The organism is Kribbella sp. NPDC006257, assembly GCF_040613535.1.
Classification (GTDB): Bacteria; Actinomycetota; Actinomycetes; order Propionibacteriales; family Kribbellaceae; genus Kribbella.
The window spans coordinates 117,696-137,596 of the sequence record NZ_JBEXSJ010000020.1 but is presented as its reverse complement, the minus strand read 5'-3'; the positions used below and the strand labels follow the sequence as shown (position 1 = coordinate 137,596).

Annotated in this window: 19 protein-coding genes; 13 read left to right on the top strand and 6 right to left on the bottom strand. The window is 67.7% G+C overall.

What is annotated here, in order from left to right:
• Positions 1-152: 152 nt before the first annotated feature.
• The 5 genes from ABZ004_RS24135 to ABZ004_RS24115 all read left to right on the top strand — a co-directional run bounded on the left by ABZ004_RS24135 (position 153) and on the right by ABZ004_RS24115 (position 5,403).
• On the top strand, positions 153-950 hold the full coding sequence (locus ABZ004_RS24135) for an SIS domain-containing protein (RefSeq protein WP_355682963.1): 798 nt from the start codon (positions 153-155) through the stop codon (positions 948-950).
• A 24-nt stretch (positions 951-974) separates the two neighbouring features.
• Positions 975-2,390, top strand: coding sequence for an N-acetylglucosamine/diacetylchitobiose ABC transporter substrate-binding protein (ngcE, locus tag ABZ004_RS24130; protein ID WP_355682961.1), 1,416 nt, complete (start codon positions 975-977; stop codon positions 2,388-2,390).
• Between the two features lie 2 nt (positions 2,391-2,392).
• Complete coding sequence (locus ABZ004_RS24125) at positions 2,393-3,382, top strand: sugar ABC transporter permease (protein ID WP_355682959.1); 990 nt, start codon at positions 2,393-2,395, stop codon at positions 3,380-3,382.
• Entirely contained in the window at positions 3,379-4,272 is an 894-nt protein-coding gene (locus tag ABZ004_RS24120; protein ID WP_355682957.1) for a carbohydrate ABC transporter permease, read from the top strand. Before ABZ004_RS24125 ends, ABZ004_RS24120 begins: the two co-directional genes overlap by 4 nt.
• Positions 4,273-4,377: 105 nt before the next feature.
• Positions 4,378-5,403 carry an iron-siderophore ABC transporter substrate-binding protein gene (locus ABZ004_RS24115; RefSeq protein WP_355682955.1) on the top strand — a complete coding sequence of 342 codons (1,026 nt, stop codon included), beginning with the start codon at positions 4,378-4,380 and terminating at the stop codon, positions 5,401-5,403.
• Here the strand turns inward: ABZ004_RS24115 and ABZ004_RS24110 are convergent.
• Positions 5,400-5,939 carry an alpha/beta hydrolase gene (locus ABZ004_RS24110; protein WP_355682954.1) on the bottom strand — a complete coding sequence of 180 codons (540 nt, stop codon included), beginning with the start codon at positions 5,937-5,939 and terminating at the stop codon, positions 5,400-5,402. The genes ABZ004_RS24115 and ABZ004_RS24110 overlap by 4 nt on opposite strands.
• Positions 5,940-6,012: 73 nt before the next feature.
• Between ABZ004_RS24110 and trpS the strand changes: the two genes are divergently transcribed.
• The 3 genes from trpS to ABZ004_RS24095 are packed head-to-tail and all read left to right on the top strand — an operon-like array spanning position 6,013 to position 8,748.
• Complete coding sequence (gene trpS / locus ABZ004_RS24105; RefSeq protein WP_355682952.1) at positions 6,013-7,089, top strand: tryptophan--tRNA ligase; 1,077 nt, start codon at positions 6,013-6,015, stop codon at positions 7,087-7,089.
• A 7-nt stretch (positions 7,090-7,096) separates the two neighbouring features.
• A complete protein-coding gene (locus ABZ004_RS24100) occupies positions 7,097-7,609 on the top strand; it encodes a 2'-5' RNA ligase family protein (protein WP_355682950.1) in 513 nt (170 codons plus the stop codon).
• Between the two features lie 29 nt (positions 7,610-7,638).
• The gene (locus tag ABZ004_RS24095; RefSeq protein WP_355682948.1) at positions 7,639-8,748 is read left to right on the top strand and encodes a YihY/virulence factor BrkB family protein; all 1,110 of its coding nucleotides are present in this window, start codon (positions 7,639-7,641) and stop codon (positions 8,746-8,748) included.
• Between the two features lie 67 nt (positions 8,749-8,815).
• On the opposite strand, the gene ABZ004_RS24090 is transcribed toward ABZ004_RS24095, so the two are convergent.
• The 4 genes from ABZ004_RS24090 to ABZ004_RS24075 form a co-directional block, all read right to left on the bottom strand.
• Positions 8,816-9,967, bottom strand: coding sequence for a D-alanyl-D-alanine carboxypeptidase family protein (locus tag ABZ004_RS24090; protein WP_355682947.1), 1,152 nt, complete (start codon positions 9,965-9,967; stop codon positions 8,816-8,818).
• Positions 9,968-10,056: 89 nt separating this feature from the next.
• Positions 10,057-10,998 (bottom strand): zinc metalloprotease, encoded by a 942-nt coding sequence (locus ABZ004_RS24085; RefSeq protein ID WP_355682945.1) that lies wholly within the window; start codon positions 10,996-10,998, stop codon positions 10,057-10,059.
• A 127-nt stretch (positions 10,999-11,125) separates the two neighbouring features.
• Positions 11,126-12,064: a hypothetical protein gene (locus ABZ004_RS24080; protein ID WP_355682943.1), complete on the bottom strand. Its 939-nt coding sequence runs from the start codon at positions 12,062-12,064 to the stop codon at positions 11,126-11,128.
• The gene (locus ABZ004_RS24075) at positions 12,064-13,734 is read right to left on the bottom strand and encodes a hypothetical protein (RefSeq protein WP_355682941.1); all 1,671 of its coding nucleotides are present in this window, start codon (positions 13,732-13,734) and stop codon (positions 12,064-12,066) included. Before ABZ004_RS24075 ends, ABZ004_RS24080 begins: the two co-directional genes overlap by 1 nt.
• Before the next feature lie 223 nt (positions 13,735-13,957).
• On the opposite strand from ABZ004_RS24075, the gene ABZ004_RS24070 reads away from it, so the two are divergent.
• The 5 genes from ABZ004_RS24070 to ABZ004_RS24050 are packed head-to-tail and all read left to right on the top strand — an operon-like array spanning position 13,958 to position 18,959.
• Complete coding sequence (locus ABZ004_RS24070; RefSeq protein ID WP_355682939.1) at positions 13,958-15,322, top strand: glutamine synthetase family protein; 1,365 nt, start codon at positions 13,958-13,960, stop codon at positions 15,320-15,322.
• 16 nt (positions 15,323-15,338) lie between these two features.
• Positions 15,339-16,058: a gamma-glutamyl-gamma-aminobutyrate hydrolase family protein gene (locus ABZ004_RS24065; protein ID WP_355682937.1), complete on the top strand. Its 720-nt coding sequence runs from the start codon at positions 15,339-15,341 to the stop codon at positions 16,056-16,058.
• The gene (locus ABZ004_RS24060) at positions 16,055-17,413 is read left to right on the top strand and encodes an aldehyde dehydrogenase family protein (protein WP_355682935.1); all 1,359 of its coding nucleotides are present in this window, start codon (positions 16,055-16,057) and stop codon (positions 17,411-17,413) included. Before ABZ004_RS24065 ends, ABZ004_RS24060 begins: the two co-directional genes overlap by 4 nt.
• On the top strand, positions 17,413-18,192 hold the full coding sequence (locus ABZ004_RS24055) for a 3-oxoacyl-ACP reductase (protein ID WP_355682933.1): 780 nt from the start codon (positions 17,413-17,415) through the stop codon (positions 18,190-18,192). Before ABZ004_RS24060 ends, ABZ004_RS24055 begins: the two co-directional genes overlap by 1 nt.
• Positions 18,193-18,224: 32 nt before the next feature.
• Positions 18,225-18,959: an FCD domain-containing protein gene (locus tag ABZ004_RS24050; RefSeq protein WP_355682931.1), complete on the top strand. Its 735-nt coding sequence runs from the start codon at positions 18,225-18,227 to the stop codon at positions 18,957-18,959.
• A gap of 112 nt (positions 18,960-19,071) precedes the next feature.
• Here ABZ004_RS24050 and ABZ004_RS24045 read toward each other — a convergent pair whose 3' ends face one another.
• The gene (locus ABZ004_RS24045; protein ID WP_355682929.1) at positions 19,072-19,809 is read right to left on the bottom strand and encodes a TetR/AcrR family transcriptional regulator; all 738 of its coding nucleotides are present in this window, start codon (positions 19,807-19,809) and stop codon (positions 19,072-19,074) included.
• Between the last annotated feature and the right edge of the window lie 92 nt (positions 19,810-19,901).

Below are 19,901 nucleotides of genomic sequence, written 5' to 3'. Positions count from 1 at the left end.
ACGCAACGGTCCCGATCTGGAGGGAAGAGTGAGATGAGCCTTGACTTTAGCTGCCAGGTGAGAAAAGTTCTGTCCAGCAAACCGCAAACTTGCGCACTTGTCGGCACCAGGTGTGTCGCGGCGAACACATTAGTCGAGGGGTGGGGCCTCAGATGGCCAGCACGGCAGACGGCAGCACGAGCGTGAACGGGGCGAACCCGGGCGTGAGTGCGCAGTCCTATGTTCACGAGCTGATGCCGATCCTGGCCGCCGTGACCGCGCAGGCCGACGGCCCGATCCAGGACGCCGCGGACCTGATGACGGCCTCCCTGCGCGCCAATGGCGTCATCCAGGCGTTCGGCTCCGGGCACTCCGAGGCACTCGCGATGGAGATCGCCGGCCGCGCCGGTGGCCTGATCGCGACCAACCGGATCGCGCTGCGCGACCTGGTGCTGCTCGGCAACGAACCGCGCGAGCTGCTCGGCAGCGCCGAGCTCGAGCGCGATCCGTCGTACTCACGCAAGCTCTACGACCTGTCGGCCGCCCGCCCCGGCGACCTGTTCGTGATCGCCTCGAACTCCGGCGTGAACGGCTCGATCGTCGAGCTGGCCACGGTGGTGAAGGAAAAAGGACACCCGCTGATCGCGATCACCTCGCTGCAGCACACCAGTGGGGTCGCGTCGCGGCACCCGTCCGGCAAGAAACTGATCGATTTCGCCGACGTGGTGCTCGACAACCATGCGCCGTACGGTGATTCTGTGCTCGACCTGCCGGACGGCGGCAAGGTCTGCGCCGTGTCGTCCATCACTGCTGCGCTGATCGCGCAGATGATGGTGGCCGAGGTACTGCGCCGGTTCAGCGAGGCCGGCGAGACCCCACCGGTCTACCTGTCGGCGAACATTCCCGGCGGAGACGACCACAACCACGCCCTTGAAGCCCAGTACGCCGGCCGGATCCGGCGTACTGCTTGAAACACTCCTTGGAAGGCGGGACCAATGACCACTCCCAACAAGCTGTCGCGGCGGCTGTTCCTGCAGCGCGCGGCGGTCGGCACTCTGCTGGCCACCGGCGGCAGCACGCTCCTGGCAGCCTGCGCCAGTAGCGGCAGCGACGACAACGGTTCCACCGGTGGCGGCGACAAGACGGCGGACAACCCGTTCGGCATGGCGGAGAAGGCGACCGTCGACGCGGTGATCTTCAACGGCGGCTACGGCTACGACTATGTGTCGTTCGCGGCCGACATCGCGCAGAAGAAGTTCGCGGGCTCGACGTTCAAGGTTGCTCCGTCCACCCAGATCGCTCAGCAGCTGCAGCCGCGCTTCGTCGGTGGCAACCCGCCGGACCTGATCGACAACTCCGGCGCGAACCAGATCGGCTTCAACACGATCCTGGACCAGCTGGCGCCGCTGGACGACGTCTTCGAGGCCAACAACTACGAGGGCACGAAGATCGCCGACACCCTGTACCCGGGCGCGAAGCTGCCCGGTACCTTCGACGGCAAGTTCGTCGCGATGAACTACGTGCTCACGCTGTACGGCCTGTGGTACTCCGAAAGCCTGTTCAAGGAGAACGGCTGGGAGCCGCCGAAGACCTACGACGCGCTGCTCGACCTCGGCGCCAAGGCGAAGGCGAAGGGCAAGTACCTGTTCGTCTGGGGCAAGGAAGCCGCCACCTACTACCACACCCTGGCCGTCGACTCGGCGATCAAGGAGGGTGGCGACGACGTCCGGCTGGCGCTGGAGAACCTCAAGGAGAACTGCTGGTCGCTGCCGCAGATCCAGGGCGTGTTCAAGGCCATGGAGACCATGGTCAAGAACGGGTACTTCGTCCCCGGTGGCGCCGGCACCCAGTTCACCGCCGCGCAGGCGAAGTGGAGCAACGACCAGCAGGCCATCCTCTACCCCTCGGGCTCGTGGATCGAGAACGAGATGAAGAAGGCCACCAAGAGCGGGTTCCAGATGAAGGGCATCCCCGAGCCCACGCTGACCGACAGCCCGAAGCTGCCGTACGCGGCGCTGCGCAGCGCGGCCGGTGAGCCGTTCATCGTCCCGGCCAAGGGCAAGAACGTTGCCGGCGGCAAGGAGCTGCTGCGGGCCATGCTGTCCAAGGAGGCGGCGACCAACTTCGCCAAGACCCGGCTGGCGCCGACGATCGTCAAGGGCCTGGTGCCCGCCGACGGCTTCGGTTCGACCGCGCTGCAGTCGCAGACCGCGATGCTGGACGCCGCTGGTACGGACATCTTCGACTACCAGTTCGTCGGGCTGTACGGCATGAACACCGACAACCTGGTGGTCTGGAACTCGTTCCTGTCCGGCAAGATCGACGCGGCCGGCCTGACCAAGGGCCTGCAGCAGATCACGGACAAGGTGCGCAACGACAGCTCTGTCAAGAAGATCCCGGTCACCAAGTGACCATGACGCCAGAAGTCGTTCCGGACGGCGGGCCCCAGCGGCCCGCCGTCCGGCGGCGCCGGCCGCTCACCTTCGACCGGGTCAGTTTCATGGTCGTGTTCCTCGGCCTGCCGCTTGCGGTGTTCGTGATCTTCGTGGTCTCGCCGTTCGTGCAGGCTTTGTGGTACTCGATGACGGACTGGTCCGGCTTCAGCTCGAAGATGAACTTCGTCGGCTTCGACAACTACGTCAAGCTGTTCCACGACGACATCTTCCTGAAGGCCGTCCGGAACAACGTCGAGCTCGCGATCTTCGTGCCGATCGTGACGATCGTGCTGTCGCTCACCCTGGCCACGCTGGTGACGATCGGCGGCTCGGGGACCGGCACCGTGCGCGGACTGCGCAACTCCGGCTTCTACCGGATCGTCTCGTTCTTCCCGTACGTGATCCCGGCGATCGTGATCGGCCTGATCTGGGCCCAGGTGTTCACCCCGAGCTCGGGCGTGCTGGACGCGCTGCTGGCGAAGGTCGGGCTGCACGGGTTCGAGAACTACGCCTGGCTCGGTGACGCCCGGACCGCGATGCCGGTCTCGATGTTCGTGATGATCTGGGGCTTCGTCGGCTTCTACATGGTGCTGTTCATCGCCGCCATCCGGGGCATCGACCCCGAGGTGTTCGAGGCGGCCCGGATCGACGGTGCCGGCCGGTTCCGGACGGCGGTCTTCCTGACCCTGCCGCTGATCCGCGACAACGTGCAGACGGCGTACATCTACCTGGGCATCGCCGCCCTCGACGCGTTCGTCTACATGCAGGCGCTGAACCCCGGCGGTGGCCCGCAGAACTCGACCCTCGTGATGCCCCAGCAACTGTTCACCACGGCCTTCGCCAAGGGCCAGTTCGGTTACTCGACGGCGATGGGCGTGATCCTGGCCGCGGTGACCATGCTGTTCGCGCTGCTGGTCTTCACCATCAACGCCCTGACCGGTGGACGCGACCGGAAGGTACGCCGATGACAACAACGACCGCCGACCGGTCCGAACTCGTGCCCCGGGCCCGGACGTCCGGCAAGGGATCCCGGGAGGGCAAGGGCGTCGCGACGACAGCCCACATCGCCCTGATCCTGTGGTCGCTACTGGTGATCCTGCCGCTGGTGTGGACAGTGCTGTCCTCGTTCAAGTCGACGCAGGAGGTGCTGGGCAACCCGCTGGCGCTGCCGGGCAAGCTGCGGTTCAGCAACTACGCCACCGCTTGGACGACGGCCGGCATCGGTCGCTACTTCACCAACACGGTGATCGTGGTGACGTCGGCGCTGGTCCTGGTGATGATCCTCGGGGCCATGTGCGCCTACGTGCTGGCCAGGTTCTCGTTCCCCGGCAACCGGCTGATCTACTACTCCATGCTGGCCGGGCTGACGTTCCCGGTCTTCCTGGCGATCGTGCCGCTGTTCTTCGTGCTGAAGAACTTCTCGCTGCTGAACACCCTGCCAGGGTTGATCATCACCTACGTCGCCTTCGCGCTGCCGTTCACCGTGTTCTTCCTGCACAGCTTCTTCAAGGCGCTGCCGGGCGAGATCTACGAGGCGGCCCAGATCGACGGCGCGGGTGAGTGGCGCACGTTCTTCTCGGTGATGTTGCCGATGGCAAGGCCGGGGATGGCGTCAGTCGCCATCTTCAACTTCCTCGGCTTGTGGAACCAGTTCCTGCTTCCGGTCGCCCTGAACACGAACTCGGACAACTACGTGCTGTCGCAGGGCATGGCGTCGTTCGCATCGCAGGCCGGCTATGCGGTCGACTTCGGTGCCTTGTTCGCGGCCGTGGTGATCACGGTCGCGCCGGTGCTGGTCGTCTACATCATCTTCCAGCGTCAGCTCCAGGTCTCCGTCACCGCCGGAGGCGTGAAGTAACTGCTTCAGCTCACCAGCCCCCGCCACCATGGCGGGGGCTGGTCTGCGTTAGAGGGGCCCGTGAGTTAGGTTAGGGATACCTAACTACGACTGTGAGGTCTTTCCATGCGCTCCATCCTCCGGCCGCTCGCCCTGTTGGTCGCTCTGCCGCTGCTGGCCCTGACCGCCTGTAGCGGGAACGACGCGAAGGACGTCGCGGCCACGCCCCAGGCAGGCACCGAATCCGGCGCTTTCCCGGTCACGATCAAGAACAAGTACGGCGACACCGTCATCAAGGCGGCCCCGCAGCGGATCGTGCTCGTCGGCCTGGTCGAGCAGGACGCCCTGCTCGCGCTCGGCGTCACCCCGGTCGCGACCACCGAATGGTTCGGCGACAAGCCGGGCGCGCTGTTCCCGTGGGCGAAGGCGAAACTCGGCAGCAACCCCGTACCGCAGGTGCTGAGCGACAAGGACGGGATCCAGTTCGAGAAGGTCGCCGCGCTGCAGCCGGACCTGATCATCGGCCTGTACTCCGGGATCACGGCCGACGACTACAAGAAGCTGACCGCGATCGCGCCCACCGTCGCACAGTTGCCGGGGGCGCCGGATTACGGCGTCAGCTGGCAGGACCTCACCCGCACCGTCGGCAAGGCGGTCGGGAAACCCCACCAGGCGGACGAATTGGTCCAGGGGATCGAGGACCGGTTCGCCAAGGTGCGGGCCGAACACCCCGAGTTCAAGGGCAAGACGGCGCTGATGACCTCGGCGTACCAGGGCTACTTCATCTACGGTCGCCAGGACCCGCGGTCGCGGCTGCTGACCGACCTCGGCTTCAGCTGGCCGGCCGGGGTGGACAAGGTGATCGGTGAGAAGTTCGGTGCGAGCGTCAGCGGCGAGAAGGTCTCGCTGCTGGACGTCGGCACGCTGGTCTGGTTCGCGGAGAAGGGTGGCGTGGCGAAGCTGAAGAACGACCCGCTGCTGAAGAACCTGGCGGTCAGCAAGCAGGGGCGGCAGGTCTACATCGAGGAGAACTACGACGACCCGCTGTACGGCGCCGTCAGCTTCGTCTCGGTCCTCAGCCTGCCGACCGTCCTCGACCAGCTCGTCCCCAAGCTGGCCGCCGCAGCCGACGGCAACCCCAGCACCAACTAGAGAATTTCATCCAGGAAGTCCTCGACGGCCGTCGCGACCTGCCCCAGTACGGCGGCAGACGCGGCGAGCCGTCCAGGCACGAACATCCCGTGATCGGCGCCGTCCACCTCCAGCACGTACGGCGTGAGCTCGCGGGCAACCCCGGAATCCCACAGCGTGTCCGCGGTTCCGCCGACCAGCAAGAACGGCGCCGTCGACCGCCGCAGTCCGTCGACCACGAACTGACTGGTCAGCAACGGCGTCAACCACACCGCCGGCAACCCCCGCTCAGCCGCCACCGCGGCCGCATGGGTCCCCAGCGACTTCCCGATCAACAGCGAGCCGTCCTGGAGATCGGGAACACCTCGTGCGAGCTGGTCAAGCACCCACGGCCCCCGCTGATCCGCTGTCAGCGTCAGCAGCTCCTCCGGGGTGTCCCAGGAGATCGGCCGGATCACACCACCGCGCCGCCCGGCCGCCTCACCGGCGTACATCAGCAACGGCGCCTGCGCCGGGTAGCCGCCACCGGGCAGAATGATCACGTCGCGTGAACTCATAATTCACACCTTATGACCGGCTGGGGGCCGCCCCGGTGTGCCGCGGACCCGGGACGCTGGCAGAATCGGGTCCATGTCAGCAGCCGTCCCCGACGACACCCCTGCGCCGGCTCCGGCGAATGCCGAGGCGCCCTCACGCCGCCCGCGCGTTCTGTCCGGGATCCAGCCGACCGCCGATTCCTTCCATTTCGGCAACTACCTCGGCGCTGTCCGCCAGTGGGTGGCGCTGCAGGAGGACCACGACGCGTTCTACTGCGTGGTGGACCTGCACGCGATCACGGTCGAGTACGACCCGAAGGTGCTGCGCGAGCGCACCCGCCGGTCGATCGCCCAATTGCTCGCGGCCGGGATCGACCCGGAGCGGTCGACACTGTTCGTCCAGTCGCAGGTCCCCGAGCACTCGCAGCTGAGCTGGGTGCTGAGCTGCATCACCGGGTTCGGCGAGGCCAGCCGGATGACGCAGTTCAAGGACAAGTCGGCCAAGGGCGGTGCGGAGCGGGCCACCGTCGGCCTGTTCACGTACCCGATCCTGCAGGCCGCGGACATCCTGGTCTACCAGGCCGACCGCGTCCCGGTCGGTGAGGACCAGCGCCAGCACCTGGAGCTGACCCGCGACCTCGCGCAGCGGTTCAACCACCGCTTCGGCAAGACGTTCCGGATCCCCGAGGCGTACATCGTCAAGGAGACCGCCAAGATCGCCGACCTGCAGGACCCGACCGCGAAGATGAGCAAGTCGTCCTCCTCCCCGGCCGGCATCATCGACCTGCTGGACGACCCGAAGGTGAGCGCGAAGAAGATCAAGTCCGCCGTCACCGACTCCGGTCGCGACGTGATCTTCGACCCGGAGAACAAGGCCGGCGTCGCCAACCTGCTGACCATCTTCAGCGCGCTGACCGGCCGCAAGATCAGCGAGCTCGAGGACGAGTACTCCGGCCGCGGCTACGGCGACTTCAAGAAGGACCTGGCCGAGGTGGTGGTCGAGTTCGTCACCCCGTTCCGGGAGAAGACGCTGGCCTTCCTCGACGACCCGGCCCAGCTGGACGCGATCCTGGCCACCGGCGCCGAGCGCGCCCGGGCCGTGACGGCGCCGACGCTGGAGCGGGTCTACGACCGGCTCGGCTTCATCCCCTTCACCGGTTCGGGCCGGTAGGCGCCGGATGGCGACCATCGGTGTCGCGATCCCGATCGCGGAACCCTACGGGACCGAGCTGCAGAAGTTCCGGGCGGAGTTCGGCGATCCGATGGCCTCGTCGATCCCGACCCATGTGACGCTGCTGCCGCCGACCGAGGTGGCCGACGCGGACCTGGCCGAGATCGACGACCACCTGCTCGAGGTGGCCGCACGGTTCCCGAGCTTCCGGATCCGGCTGCGCGGTACGGCGACCTTCCGGCCGATCTCACCGGTGGTGTTCGTGCCGCTGGTCGAGGGGATCTCGTCCTGCGAGCTGCTGCAGTCGCAGGTGCGGTCCGGGCCGCTCGCGGTCGAGTTGCGCTTCCCGTACCACCCGCACGTGACGGTGGCCCACGATCTCGACAAAGCGGCGCTGGATCGCGCGTACGACGACCTCTCGGCGTACGACTGCGCGTTCGACGTCGCCGAGTTCGGCCGGTACGAGCACGGCGCGGACGGCGTGTGGCGCCCGCAACGCTCGTTCCCCCTGGCAGGCTGAATTACTCGCAGTCGGGGTACGGGAGATTCATGGGCATCAAGCAACAAGCCACTGCTGTCTGGGCGCGGTTCAAGCGGACCCAGCTCTGGCGGGCGTGGAAGCGGTACGGCGACCGGCGGGGTAACCGGCTGGCCGGTGCGACCAGCTTCTTCGCCTTCCTGTCGATGTTCCCGCTGATCGTGCTGGCGGCTGCCGTCACCGGCCGGTTGCTGAACGACGGCGCGGTGGCCGATCTGAAGGACGCGCTGAAGAAGAACCTGCCCGGGATCGGCGACCAGATCAACCTGGACTCGCTGATCAGCAACGCCGGCACCATCGGCCTGATCTCCGGCCTCTCGCTGTTGCTCACCGGGCTCGGCTGGATCGACTCGCTGCGCGCCTCGATCCGGTCGATGCACGAACTGGACGACCAGCCCGGCAACGCGATCAAGCTCAAGGTCGCGGATCTCGGCGCCCTGCTCGGGCTCGGGCTGATCGGCCTGATCGCCACCGGTGCCTCGTCGGTGCTGACCGGGCTGTCGAAGAAGGTCGCTTCCTGGACCGGGCTGGAGGGGACCTGGTTCGCGGACTGGGGACTCGACCTGGTCAGCCTGGTGGTCGGGATCGGCGCGGGCGCGGTGCTCTTCCTGTACCTGCAGACCGCGCTGCCGCGGATCATCCTGCCGCGCAAGGTGTCGCTGATCGCCGCGCTGGCCGGTGGGATCGTGTTCTACCTGGCTCAGAAGCTGGGCAACGGTTACGTCAAGGGTGTGATCGGCAAGAACGCGGCGTACGGGACGTTGGCTCTGCCGCTCGCGTTGCTGGTGTGGATCTACCTGATGACCAGGGCGATCATGCTGATCGCCGCCTGGACCAAGGAAGCGACGCTGGATCACCGCTGGCACACCGGCGAGGCCGAGGAGGCGGCGCGGGCGGCCATGCCGTTCGATCGCGAGTCGCCGGTGCCCGCGTGGCGTCGTACGGAAGAAGCCGACGACGACGGCTACCTGCCCGGCCCACCCGGCAAGAAGTTCAAGGTCGTCCCGATCCCCGAGCGGAAAGCCGACACAGTAGCTGTCGCCGCCGGCGCAGTCCTAGGAGCCACCGCCACAGCCCTAGCAGTCCACCTAACCAGAGCAGCCCGCTCCCTCCGCCGCTAACAACCACCCATTCATCGGTCCCTTGATCCCCGGCGCGCCGCGGTTCATCGGTCCCTAGTTGCACCGGCTAGTGACGGCGGGCTTTCAGTCGGCGGGCCTGGACCTTCAGGGAGCGAGGGCGGCGGAGGAAGAGTGGTAGTAGCAGGATCGGTGGCGCGGCGTAGCACCAGACGGGGATGCGGTAGGCCATCGACTGGACGGCCAGGCCGTGCTCGAGGACTGTCCGGCTGCGCTTCGGCAGCGGCGTACGGGTCGAGGACTTCTTCGACACGTTCGGGCCCTCGCCCGTCTTCGACTCCGTCGTGATCGGCTTGATCAAGGTGCCGACCGGAGTGAGTACGGCGTAGTTCTTGAAGGCCCAGTCGAGCAGCGTGGAGGCGTCCTCGGTGATGCCGTGGGGTGAGTTCATCATCGTCACCACGACCCGGTGACCGTCGCGCTGCGCCGCACCGATGAACGTGTTGCGCGCCAGCGTCGTGTAGCCCGTCTTCACGCCGAGTGCGCCGGGGTAGTTGAACAGCAGGTGGTTCTGGTTGGCGACCTGGTACGTACCGGGCTTCTTCACCAGCGGATAGTTCGTGTACTTCGTCGACGCGTACCGCGCGAAGTCGTCCCGCTCCAGACCGGCCCGAGCGAACAGCGCGAGGTCGTACGCCGAGGAGTACTGCCCGTCGGCGTCGAGACCGGTCGGGTCCGTCACGTGTGTGTCGAGCGCACCGATCTGGGAGGCCAGCTTGTTCATCCGGGTGATCGTCGCGGGAACGCCGCCCTGGTCGTGCGAGGCCAAGGCGTGCACCGCGTCGTTCCCGGATGCCAGGAACATGCCCTGGAAGAGCAGGTCGACCGTATACCGGCAGCCGGGGTAGATGCCGACCTTGCTGCCTTCGATGCCGGCGTCCTGGTCGGTGCCGACCACCTGGTCGGCCTTGTTGAGCCGAGGCAGCAGTACCAGTGCGGTGAGTGTCTTGAGAGTGCTGGCAGGCCGCAGCTTGGCGTGTGGGGCCTTCGCGGCCAGTACGGCGCCGGTGTCCAGGTCAGCCACCAAGAAGGCAGACGCCTGTACCGCCGGCGGCGTCGCTCCGTCAGCGACAACCGTCGGCCCCGTAGTCAGCTGCGCACCGCCGACCGGGCTCTGTTGAGCCTGGCCGGCGGCGGTCGCAGCCAGCGGACCTGAGACCACCAGTGCGGTGGTCGCGCAGGCCGTCAGGAGGACACGCATCGGCGGCACTCTAGACGCCTACTGGTCCATCAGTCACACGGACCTGGTTGGACGGTCACACCTGGTAGCTGTCTGAGTGCTGTCGAGCATCATGCGCGGTAGGCAGTCCAGGCGTTGCTGATGCGTGTGCTCTGGCCCGGAGTGAACTGGTTGTAGCAGGAGTCGTAGGAGTAATCCATGTAGTTGTGGATCGGGTCCAGGCCGGACAGCGAGCAGGAGTCCCGGCCGGTCGGGCAGCCGCTGCTGGAGCTGCTCTGGGCCGGGGTGTCCGCTACGGAGTCGTTCGTGCTCGTGCAGCCACCCTGGAAGGTGTGGTAGAGCCCGAACCAGTGGCCGGCCTCGTGCGACGCAGTCTTGCCCTGGTTGAAGTTCGTCGCCGAGCCGCCGGGCAGCGAGCTGTACTGCACACGGATGCCGTCGATGCTCGGGTTGCTCGAGTAGTCCCACGGGAACGTTGCGATGCCCAGGTAGGAGAAGTCGAGCAGCCAGATGTTCAGGGCGTTCTTCCCGCCCAGGCGGGTCTGCGCGCGGTACGTCGTACTCTGACCGTCGGTGTGCCAGGTGTCGTTGTTGTAGCGGTCGGTCCCGGCCAGGTAGAACGTGAAGCCGGTGTTCGCGGCCGCCGACGACTCGCCACCGGCGAAGTCCTGGTTCAGCTCGGCGATCTGCTGGTTGATCTGGGTCGCCGTCACGTCGCCGGCACCGGAGCTGCTGCGCATGACGTGGATGTACACCGGGACGCTGGCACCAGCGAGCTTGCCGGCCTTCGGTGCGAGGCCACGAGCCTGTTTGGCGGCGACGAGTTGAGCGGTCTTGGCGTCGATCGCCTTCTGCTCCGCGACCGACAGGTCACGGGTGTCGGCGCCGAACCCACCACGGGCGGACGGTCCCTCCGCCGGGGTGACACAGGGCGTCTTGACCTGGTCGACCGGCAGTTTCGCGGTGGCCTGGCCACCGATCGGACTGAAGGCGAGAGCGCTACCGGCGGCGATGACGGCCAGTACGCGCGGACGGGTGATGAGAGATCGCATGACGCGCTCCTCGGATCATTGGCCGCGGGGCGGGCGGCCGGATCAGCCGATTTTGAGCGTCATCCCGGCCACAGGAAAGCGATTCCCTGTCCTCTTGGTGCCACGGCAGTACTGCGCCTGACGCGGGTCAGCCGACGGCGGCGCGGGCTTTGAGGAAGTTGGTGGCGTGGTCGCCGCCCAGATATCCCCAGGGGAAATCGGTCACGTTGTCGCCCAGGCGCTCGAACACGGCCCGCGCGGCGGGCCGGTTGCCGGACTGCGAGAAGGCCACCGCGAAGATGTTGAGATACACCGGCCAGCCCGGACGGAACTCGGCAGCCGGGTGCCAGATCGACAGGCCGGCCGCGATCCGCAGGTCCTCCTGGACGTCGGGGCGGGTGATGTACAACCTTCTCGCCGTCCCCTCCAGGTCGATCAGCACCTCGAGGTGCGCCAGCGGGATCAGGGCGTGCAGCATGCTGCCGTCGGGGCTGTAGCCGGCCGCGTCCCGGGCGAAGCGGTGCATCTGGTCGTGGCTGCCGGACCACTTCTCGCACTGGGTCTGCATCCACTCGAAGTGGGCCTTGAGGTTGGTGCTGTGCCGTTCGATCGCCTGCCGGAAGCGGTACTCGCCGTCCTCGAGCGGCAGTTGCAGCCCGCGCGCCGTGCGCACCAGGAACGCCCAGGCGACCGGCTCGTCCGGAGTACGCGCGACGACGTCGTAAAGGCAGGTCTCGGCGGTGCGGAGTCGCTCGAAGAAGATCCTGAACTGCTCCTGCTGCGTGTACTGCGCGCTGTAACCGCCCCGAGCTTCCCAGGCCCACGCGACGGCATGACATCCGCGCACCAGCTGAGCCAGCGGATCGTCAGCGGCGACAGACCCGATCCAATGCTGTACGCCGGGCGCGGAGCCGGCGACGTCGAGCAGGAACGCCCGGTCGTCAGGGTGGTCCGTCCGGGCGAGGATCTCGCGCGCCGCCGGCCAGTCGGCCCGGGTCAGCGCGTCGAGGAACGTGCGGGCCTGTTGATCGCCCATGCAAGGGTCGATGGCGATCGTGGGCTCTGCTGGTCGGCGGCGCAGCCTCATCACTTGTTCCGTTCCTTGCGGCGTTGGACGACGTACGTGGCGATGCCGATACCGGCGCTGGTCAGCAGAAGCCGGGGCGCATGATCGATGACCTCGTCGGTCGACGACAGCAGCACCACGCCGAGGAGGCAGACCAGCAGGAACGGCACCCAGACCACGGGCCGATTGGTCCAGTACCGCAGCTTGTCGATCGTCCGGACCGAGGAGTGCGGGATCTGGTCCGGCGTTCGCTCGGGCAGCGGGATGTGCAGCGGGCGTGGCACCGCGTGGTCGACCATCGCCACCGCCTCCCGGCCCTGCTGCCACAACGTCGGCTCGACGGTCAGCTGGTAGCCGTCGTGCCGGATCAGCTGCCGGCCGCCGTCGGGATACTTGATCATGCCCGCGACGTCGGCGTACGCCGCGGACGTTCGCGCCGCGGCCGACTGCAGCTGGGTTTCGGTCTCGCCGATGGTCAGCGTGCCCTTCGTTACCGGGTTGCCCACCGGGCGGAACTTCCGGCCGCTCGGCTGGCGGGTGGGCGGCGGCGGTCCGCCCAGCCAGGTGAGCTGGGGATCGCCGGCACCGGCCTCGTCGACCGAGACCAGCAGGCTGTTCCACAGTTCGAGCGCAGCCTGCCGGACCTCCGCCACAGTGACCGCGTCGGTCTCGGCCGCCAGCTCTTCGACGCTCGTCGTCAGCGGCCGGTCGAGGAGCGCCTCGCGGGCGGCCATGTAGGGCAGGTAGGGCCCGGCCTGGGCCGAGGTGAACTGGCGGATCTGCTGCGTGAGATCGTCGCGCAACTCCGCCGGATCGGGGCCCAGGTCGCGAAGGCGGCGCAGTACCGCAGTGGTCTGCGCGACGACCACCGGCAAGGCCTCGGTGATGACGTCCATGCCCGCGGTCAGCATCGCGCGGTCGGCCTCGACTGCTTCGTACGACGACCAGGCGCTGTAGCCGACGCCCGCACCGTGCCGGAGCCCCTGCTGGATGTTCCGTTCCAGCGCTCGCAGCATGGCGGCCGCAGCGCTCGACCGGGTCACTGTCCCGGAGAGCGCGATGGCGTCCGGTCGGCCGGCGAAACCCGCCGGCAGCGGCTGGTCGCACGGAACGGCCGGCGCAGGGAGGACCCGCGGGCCGTCCCGCAGCGGCAGGTCGAGTCCGGCCGGTGGGGGACCGGTGAGGGCGAGGGCCGCGTTTCCGCGGGCGTAGGCCCAGCCGGCGAGCTCGCGAAGCCGGTCGGCCTCGGCGGTGTACAGCCCCATCTCGTCGTACCCGGCCAGGCCCGGACCGCGAGCGCCGTACCGCCAGAGCAGGTGGCTGCCGACGGCGCCACTGCCGCGCGTCGCGCCCTCGGCGCGCAGCACCCGGCGCTCGTGCTCCAGGTCGGAGAAGTCCGGCGTGGTGAGCCACCGACAGACGTCGCGCAGGAAGGCGGTCACGTCGGCCGGCTCGCCTTCCACATCGAAACTCGAGTGCAGCAGGCTGACGTGACCGTTCACCGGCGTACGGATCGAGTCCCGGCCGTGCAGCGCCATGTGCTCCAGCAGGTGCAGCCAGCCGCGGGTCGGCAGCGACTCGTCCACCATCCCTGCCCGGAACCACAGGCTGGCCCGCAGGACGCCGTCACCCGGCACCCAGAAGACGGGGACGCCGTCCACCTCGGTCGATCGCAGCTTCTCGCCTGCCATCTGTGGATCCCCCCAGCTCTCGGTCGAATACGGTCCAGCCTGCCAGGCCAAAACCCGCCTTAGTCTGCCGGATCTCAAGAGCCCGGCGCACAGCTTTTCCACAGTTGCAGCTTTTGACATCGGGCTGCCGAACTGGGCAGCCGATTGACACGGCCGTGGAGCGCGCGCCTACGATGGGGTTAATGGACTGGCCGTAGACCAATAGAATGCACCGGGAGCGATAGTGGCCTCTGATCGTGGCAAGTTGAGTGTGCAGGCTCTGCGGGATCTGGTGGCGAAGGGGCAGATCGACACGGTCCTGGTCGCGATCACGGACATGCAGGGGCGGTTGCAGGGCAAGCGGTGCGGCGCGCGGTACTTCGTGGAGGAGGTGCTGCAGCACGGGACCGAGGGATGCAACTACCTGCTCGCCGTCGACGTCGACATGAACACGGTCGACGGCTACGAGATGTCGTCCTGGGAACGCGGGTACGGCGACCTGCTGATGGCGCCCGACCTCGACACCTTGCGCCTGCTCCCCTGGCTGGAGGGCACGGCCCTGGTGCTGTGCGACGTCCAGTGGCTCGACGGCAAGCCGATGCCCGCCTCGCCGCGGCAGATCCTCAAGGCCCAGCTCGACCGCCTCGCCGCGCTCGGGATGAAGGCGTACGTCGGGACCGAACTCGAGTTCATCGTCTTCAACGACACCTTCGAGGCCGCCTGGGACAAGAAGTACCGCGGTCTCGATCCCGCCAACCAGTACAACGTGGACTACTCCATCCTCGGCACCTCCCGGATCGAGCCGCTGCTCCGCGACATCCGCAATTCGATGGAGGGCGCCGGCCTGTACGTCGAATCGGCGAAGGGCGAGTGCAACCTCGGCCAGCAGGAGATCGCGTTCCGCTACGACGAGGCGCTTGTCACCTGCGACAACCACTCGATCTACAAGACCGGGTCGAAGGAGATCGCGGCCAAGCACGGCAAGAGCCTCACCTTCATGGCGAAGTACGACGAACGCGAGGGCAACTCCTGTCATATCCATCTCAGCTTCCGCTCGGCCGACGGTGACGCCGTCCTGGCCGGCGACCGTGAGCACGGCTTCTCCGAGTTGATGGAGCAGTTCATCGCCGGGCAGCTCGCCTGCCTGTCCGAACTCACCTACCTGCTCGCCCCGAACATCAACTCCTACAAGCGATTCGTCCCGGGCAGCTTCGCACCGACCGCGGTCGCCTGGGGTCTCGACAACCGCACGTGCGCCCTCCGGGTGGTCGGGCACGGCGAGTCGCTGCGGGTCGAGAATCGCTTGCCTGGTGGAGATGTGAACCCGTACCTCGCAGTCGCCGCCCTGATCGCGGCCGGCCTGCACGGGATCGAGAACCAGCTCGAACTGGAACCGAAGTTCGACGGCAACGCCTACGACTCCGACAAACCGCACGTCCCGACCACTCTTCGCGAAGCCGCGGCCTTGTTCGTCGGCTCGAAGGTCGCCCGGGAGGCGTTCGGCGACGAGATGGTCGACCACTACGCGAATGCCGCGCGGGTAGAACTCGACGCCTACGACGCGGCCGTCACCGACTGGGAGCTGACCCGTGGCTTCGAACGGCTCTGAAGGGAAGGAAAGAAAAGTGCGGGTGTGGGGGCGGCCGCGGATCGGCATCACCACCTATCTCGAACCCACAGTGTGGGGTGTCTGGGAACGTGAGGCGGCCCTGCTCCCGCGCGTCTACCTCGACGCAGTGAACGCGGCAGGCGGCGTGCCGCTGCTGCTCCCTCCCGTCGGCACCGATCCGACCGTCCTCGATGTCCTGGACGGCCTGATCATCGCCGGCGGTTGCGACGTGGATCCAGGCTCGTACGACGCTGTGCCGCATCCCGCGACGGTGGACACCCGTCCCGGCCGCGACGACCACGAAGCCCTCCTGATCAAGGCAGCGCTCGATCGCGACCTCCCACTGCTGGCCATCTGCCGTGGTCTACAGATGCTCAACGTCACGCTCGGCGGAACGCTGGAGCAACACCTCCCAGACGTCGTCGCCCATGAGCAGCACCGCCCGTCGCCGGCGGTCTTCGGTCAGACCGAGGTCAAGGTCGACCCCGACTCGCTCACCGGCAGGTTGTTCGGCGAGCAGATGACCGTGCACTGCTATCACCACCAGGCCCTCGGCATCGTCGCGCCGGAGCTGAAAGTCACAGCCCGCGCCGGCGACGGCACGGTCGAGGCGGCCGAGGTCGAAGGGCATCCCTTCGCGCTCGGCGTCCAGTGGCATCCCGAGGAGAACCCGGACGATCTCCGGCTCTTCACCGCTTTGGTTGCTGAAGGCAAGAAAAGGAGGGCGTCCCGGTGACGTACGACGTGATCAACCCCGCCACCGAGAAGGTGGTCGCGACGATCGACCTCGCCTCGGTCGAGCAGACCGACGAGGCCATCGCCCGGGCCTCCGCCGCGTACGCCGGATGGCGCGCCGTCGCGCCCGCCGACCGGGGTCGCCTGCTGCGCCGGTTCGCCGACGCGGTCGACGCGGACCTGGAGAACCTGGCGGCGCTCGAGGTGGAGAACGCCGGGCACACCATCTCCAATGCACGCTGGGAAGCGGGCAATGTCCGCGATGTCCTGAACTACTACTCGGCCGCGCCGGAGCGCCTCTTCGGCAAGCAGATTCCTGTTGCCGGCGGCATCGACCTGACGTTCGCCGAGCCGCTCGGTGTGGTCGGCATCATCGTGCCCTGGAACTTCCCGATGCCGATCGCCGGCTGGGGATTCGCCCCGGCGCTCGCGGCCGGCAACACCGTCGTCCTGAAGCCTGCCGAGTTGACGCCGCTGACCGCTCTCCGGTTGGGCGAACTCGCTTTGGAGGCAGGGATTCCGCCGGGCGTGCTCGAGATCATCCCGGGTGCCGGAACTGTGGTGGGACAGCGGTTCGTCACGCATTCCGCAGTACGGAAGGTTGTTTTCACCGGGTCGACCGGGGCCGGCAAGCAGATCATGGCCGGGTGCGCTGACCAGGTGAAACGGGTGACGCTGGAGCTCGGTGGCAAGTCGGCGAACATCGTGTTCGCCGACTCGGATCTGGCGAAGGCGGCTGCGCAGGCGCCGTACGGGGTGTTCGACAACGCGGGCCAGGACTGCTGTGCGCGCTCGCGGATCCTGGTGGAGCGTTCGGCGTACGAGAAGTTCATGGAGCTGTTCGAGCCGGCGGTGCAGGGGGTCAAGGTCGGCGATCCGGGGGATGCCGCGACCGAGATGGGGCCGTTGATCTCGGCGAAGCAGCTCGAGCGGGTTGCGAGCTATGTGCCGGACGATGCGCAGGTTGCCTTCCGGGGGAGCGCGCCGAGTGGACCCGGCTACTGGTTCCCGCCGACGGTGCTGACGGCGGAACCGGGGGATCGCGTCGCGCAGGAGGAGATCTTCGGGCCGGTGGTCGCGGTGATCCCGTTCGAGGACGAGGCCGATGCGATCCGGATCGCCAACGATTCGCAGTACGGGCTGTCGGGGTCGATCTGGACCCGGGACGTCGGCCGGGCGCTGCGGGTGGGGCGTGCGGTCGAGGCGGGCAACCTGTCGATCAACTCGCATTCGTCGGTGCGCTATTCGACGCCGTTCGGCGGCTACAAACAGTCCGGGCTCGGTCGTGAGCTCGGGCCGGACGCGCTGGACGCGTTCACCGAGACCAAGAACATCTTCATTTCTACGGAGGACTGATGACGGACGTAAAGGCGAGCCGCTTGGCGGGCCGCGTAGCGGTGGTCACCGGGGGTGCCAGCGGGATCGGCCTGGCCAGCGTCCGGCGGCTCGCGGCCGAGGGCGCCAAGGTCGTCGTCGGCGACCTCGATCCGGCCGCTGGCAAGGCCGCCGCGGACGAGGTCGGCGGGCTGTTCGTCCCGACCGATGTGACCAGCGAGCGCGACGTGGAGAACCTGTTCCAGCAGGCGTACGACACGTTCGGCAGCGTCGACATCGCGTTCAACAACGCCGGCATCTCGCCGCCGGAAGACGGGTCGATCCTGGAGACCGGCCTGGAGGCGTGGCGCAAGGTACAGGAGGTCAACCTCACGTCGGTGTACCTCTGCTGCAAGTACGCCATCCCGCACATGCAGCGCCACGGCAAGGGCTCCATCATCAACACGGCCTCGTTCGTCGCGGTGATGGGTGCGGCGACGTCCCAGATCTCGTACTCCGCGTCGAAGGGCGGCGTGCTGGCGATGAGCCGCGAGCTGGGTGTCGAATTCGCGCGGCAGGGGATCCGGGTCAACGCGCTCTGCCCGGGGCCGGTGAACACGCCGCTGCTGAAGGAGCTGTTCGCCAAGGACGAGGAGCGGGCCAACCGCCGGCTGGTGCATGTCCCGATGGGGCGCTTCGGTGAGCCCGAGGAGATCGCCGCTGCGGTCGCGTTCCTGGCCAGCGACGACTCGTCCTTCATCACCGCGAACACCTTCCTGGTCGATGGAGGCATCTCGGGTGCTTATGTGACGCCGCTCTAAGCTGGAGTTTCCAACGGGGAGAAGGTGGAGCTGTGACGGTCGCGGAGCCGGGGAACCGGGCGGACGAGGCGTTGTTCCGCCCGGTGCGGGCCGGCAACCCGTTCGAGGAGACGGTCGAACGGTTGCTGCAGGCAATCAAACTGGGCGTCGTCGCGCCCGGCGAGCGGCTGCCGTCCGAGCGCGACCTGGCCGCCCGGCTGAACGTCAGCCGGGTCACCCTGCGGGAGGCGATCCGCGCCCTCACCGAGGCCGGCTACGTCGAGTCCCGCCGCGGCCGGTACGGCGGAACTTTCGTCAACGACGTCCTTCCCAAACCGCGCCGTGTCTCGGCGAAACAGCTCACCCGCGAACTGGGCGCCGGAGTGGACGACGCCCTCGTACTGCGGTCCGCCCTCGAAGCCGGCGCCGCCGAAGCGGCCGCCTCGCGCGTGTTGAGTGAAGCCGAGGCGGACCACCTCCGGCACTGCCTCGCCGAGACTTCGTCGGCCTCGCTCACCGACTACCGCCGGATGGACTCCAGGCTCCACCTCGCCATCGCAGAGGTCAGCGGATCGCCGTCGCTGACGTCCGCCACCGCCGATGTACGGATGCGCCTCAACGAACTCCTCGACGCGATCCCCTTGCTGGCGGTCAACCTGGAGCACTCGAACCGCCAGCACGAGGCGATCGTCGACGCCATCCTCGCCGGCGACCCGGACGCCGCCCGGCAGACCATGCAGGAACACCTCTCCGGCACAGCCGCCCTGCTCCGAGGCTTCCTGACCTAGGGAGCCTTCTGCGCGATCAGCTCGCCCAGCGAGCCTTCTGCGCGATCAGCTGGCCCAGCGAGCGTGCTGCGCGATCAGCTGGCCCAGCGAGCCTTCTGCGCGATCAGCTGACCTAGCCGGCCTTCTGGGCGATCAGGACCTCGATGCCGTCCAGGATCCGGTCGAGGCCGAAGGTCACGTCGTCGTCGTGGATCTCGTCGGTGTACTGGTCGCCGGTCATCAGGCCGGCCAGGATCGTGTAGCCGAGTTCGTGCAGCCGCGGTTCCAGGAATCGGGCCACCGCCGCCGGCTCGACCGACGTCAGGGTGCTCTCGCGCAGATCGCGGCGCGCACCGGCGATCCGCCGGGCATAGCCGTCCAGCAGCAACGCGCACGACAGGCTTTCGGCGGGACTCAGCCCGGCGCCGGTCAGCACCCTGAGGATCGCCTCGGCCCAGCCGAGCTGGTTCGGCGTCATCGGCGCTCCGCGGATGGGCAGGTCGCAGAGCCACGGGTGGACGTCGCACCGATCGACCATTCCCTGCGTCCAGGCGGTGGCTCCGGCTCGCCAGTCCCGGGCGCTTGCGACCTGATCCGGTGCCGGGCCCCAGGCTGCGTCACCGAGGAGCACCAGTAACTCGTCGCGGGACCTGACGTAGCGATAGATCGCGTTGGCGGTCAGCCCGAGCTTCTGGGCGATCTTGGGCATCGACAGCGCGGCGAACCCGTCGGCATCGGCCAGCTCGAGGGCCGCATCGACGATGTGCTCGACGCTCTGCGTCGGTTTCCGGCCGAGCTTGTTCGCCTTGGCGGGCAGCCCCCAGGCCAATGCGAGCCCGGGTGGCAACTGGGCGTCCTCGGTCATCGGCATCGTCGTCTCCCCGGTCGGTTGACTTCGTGTGTACCTTACACTTTATATTAGTGGGACCCACACACGAATTCATTCGAGGATGCGAGGAACGC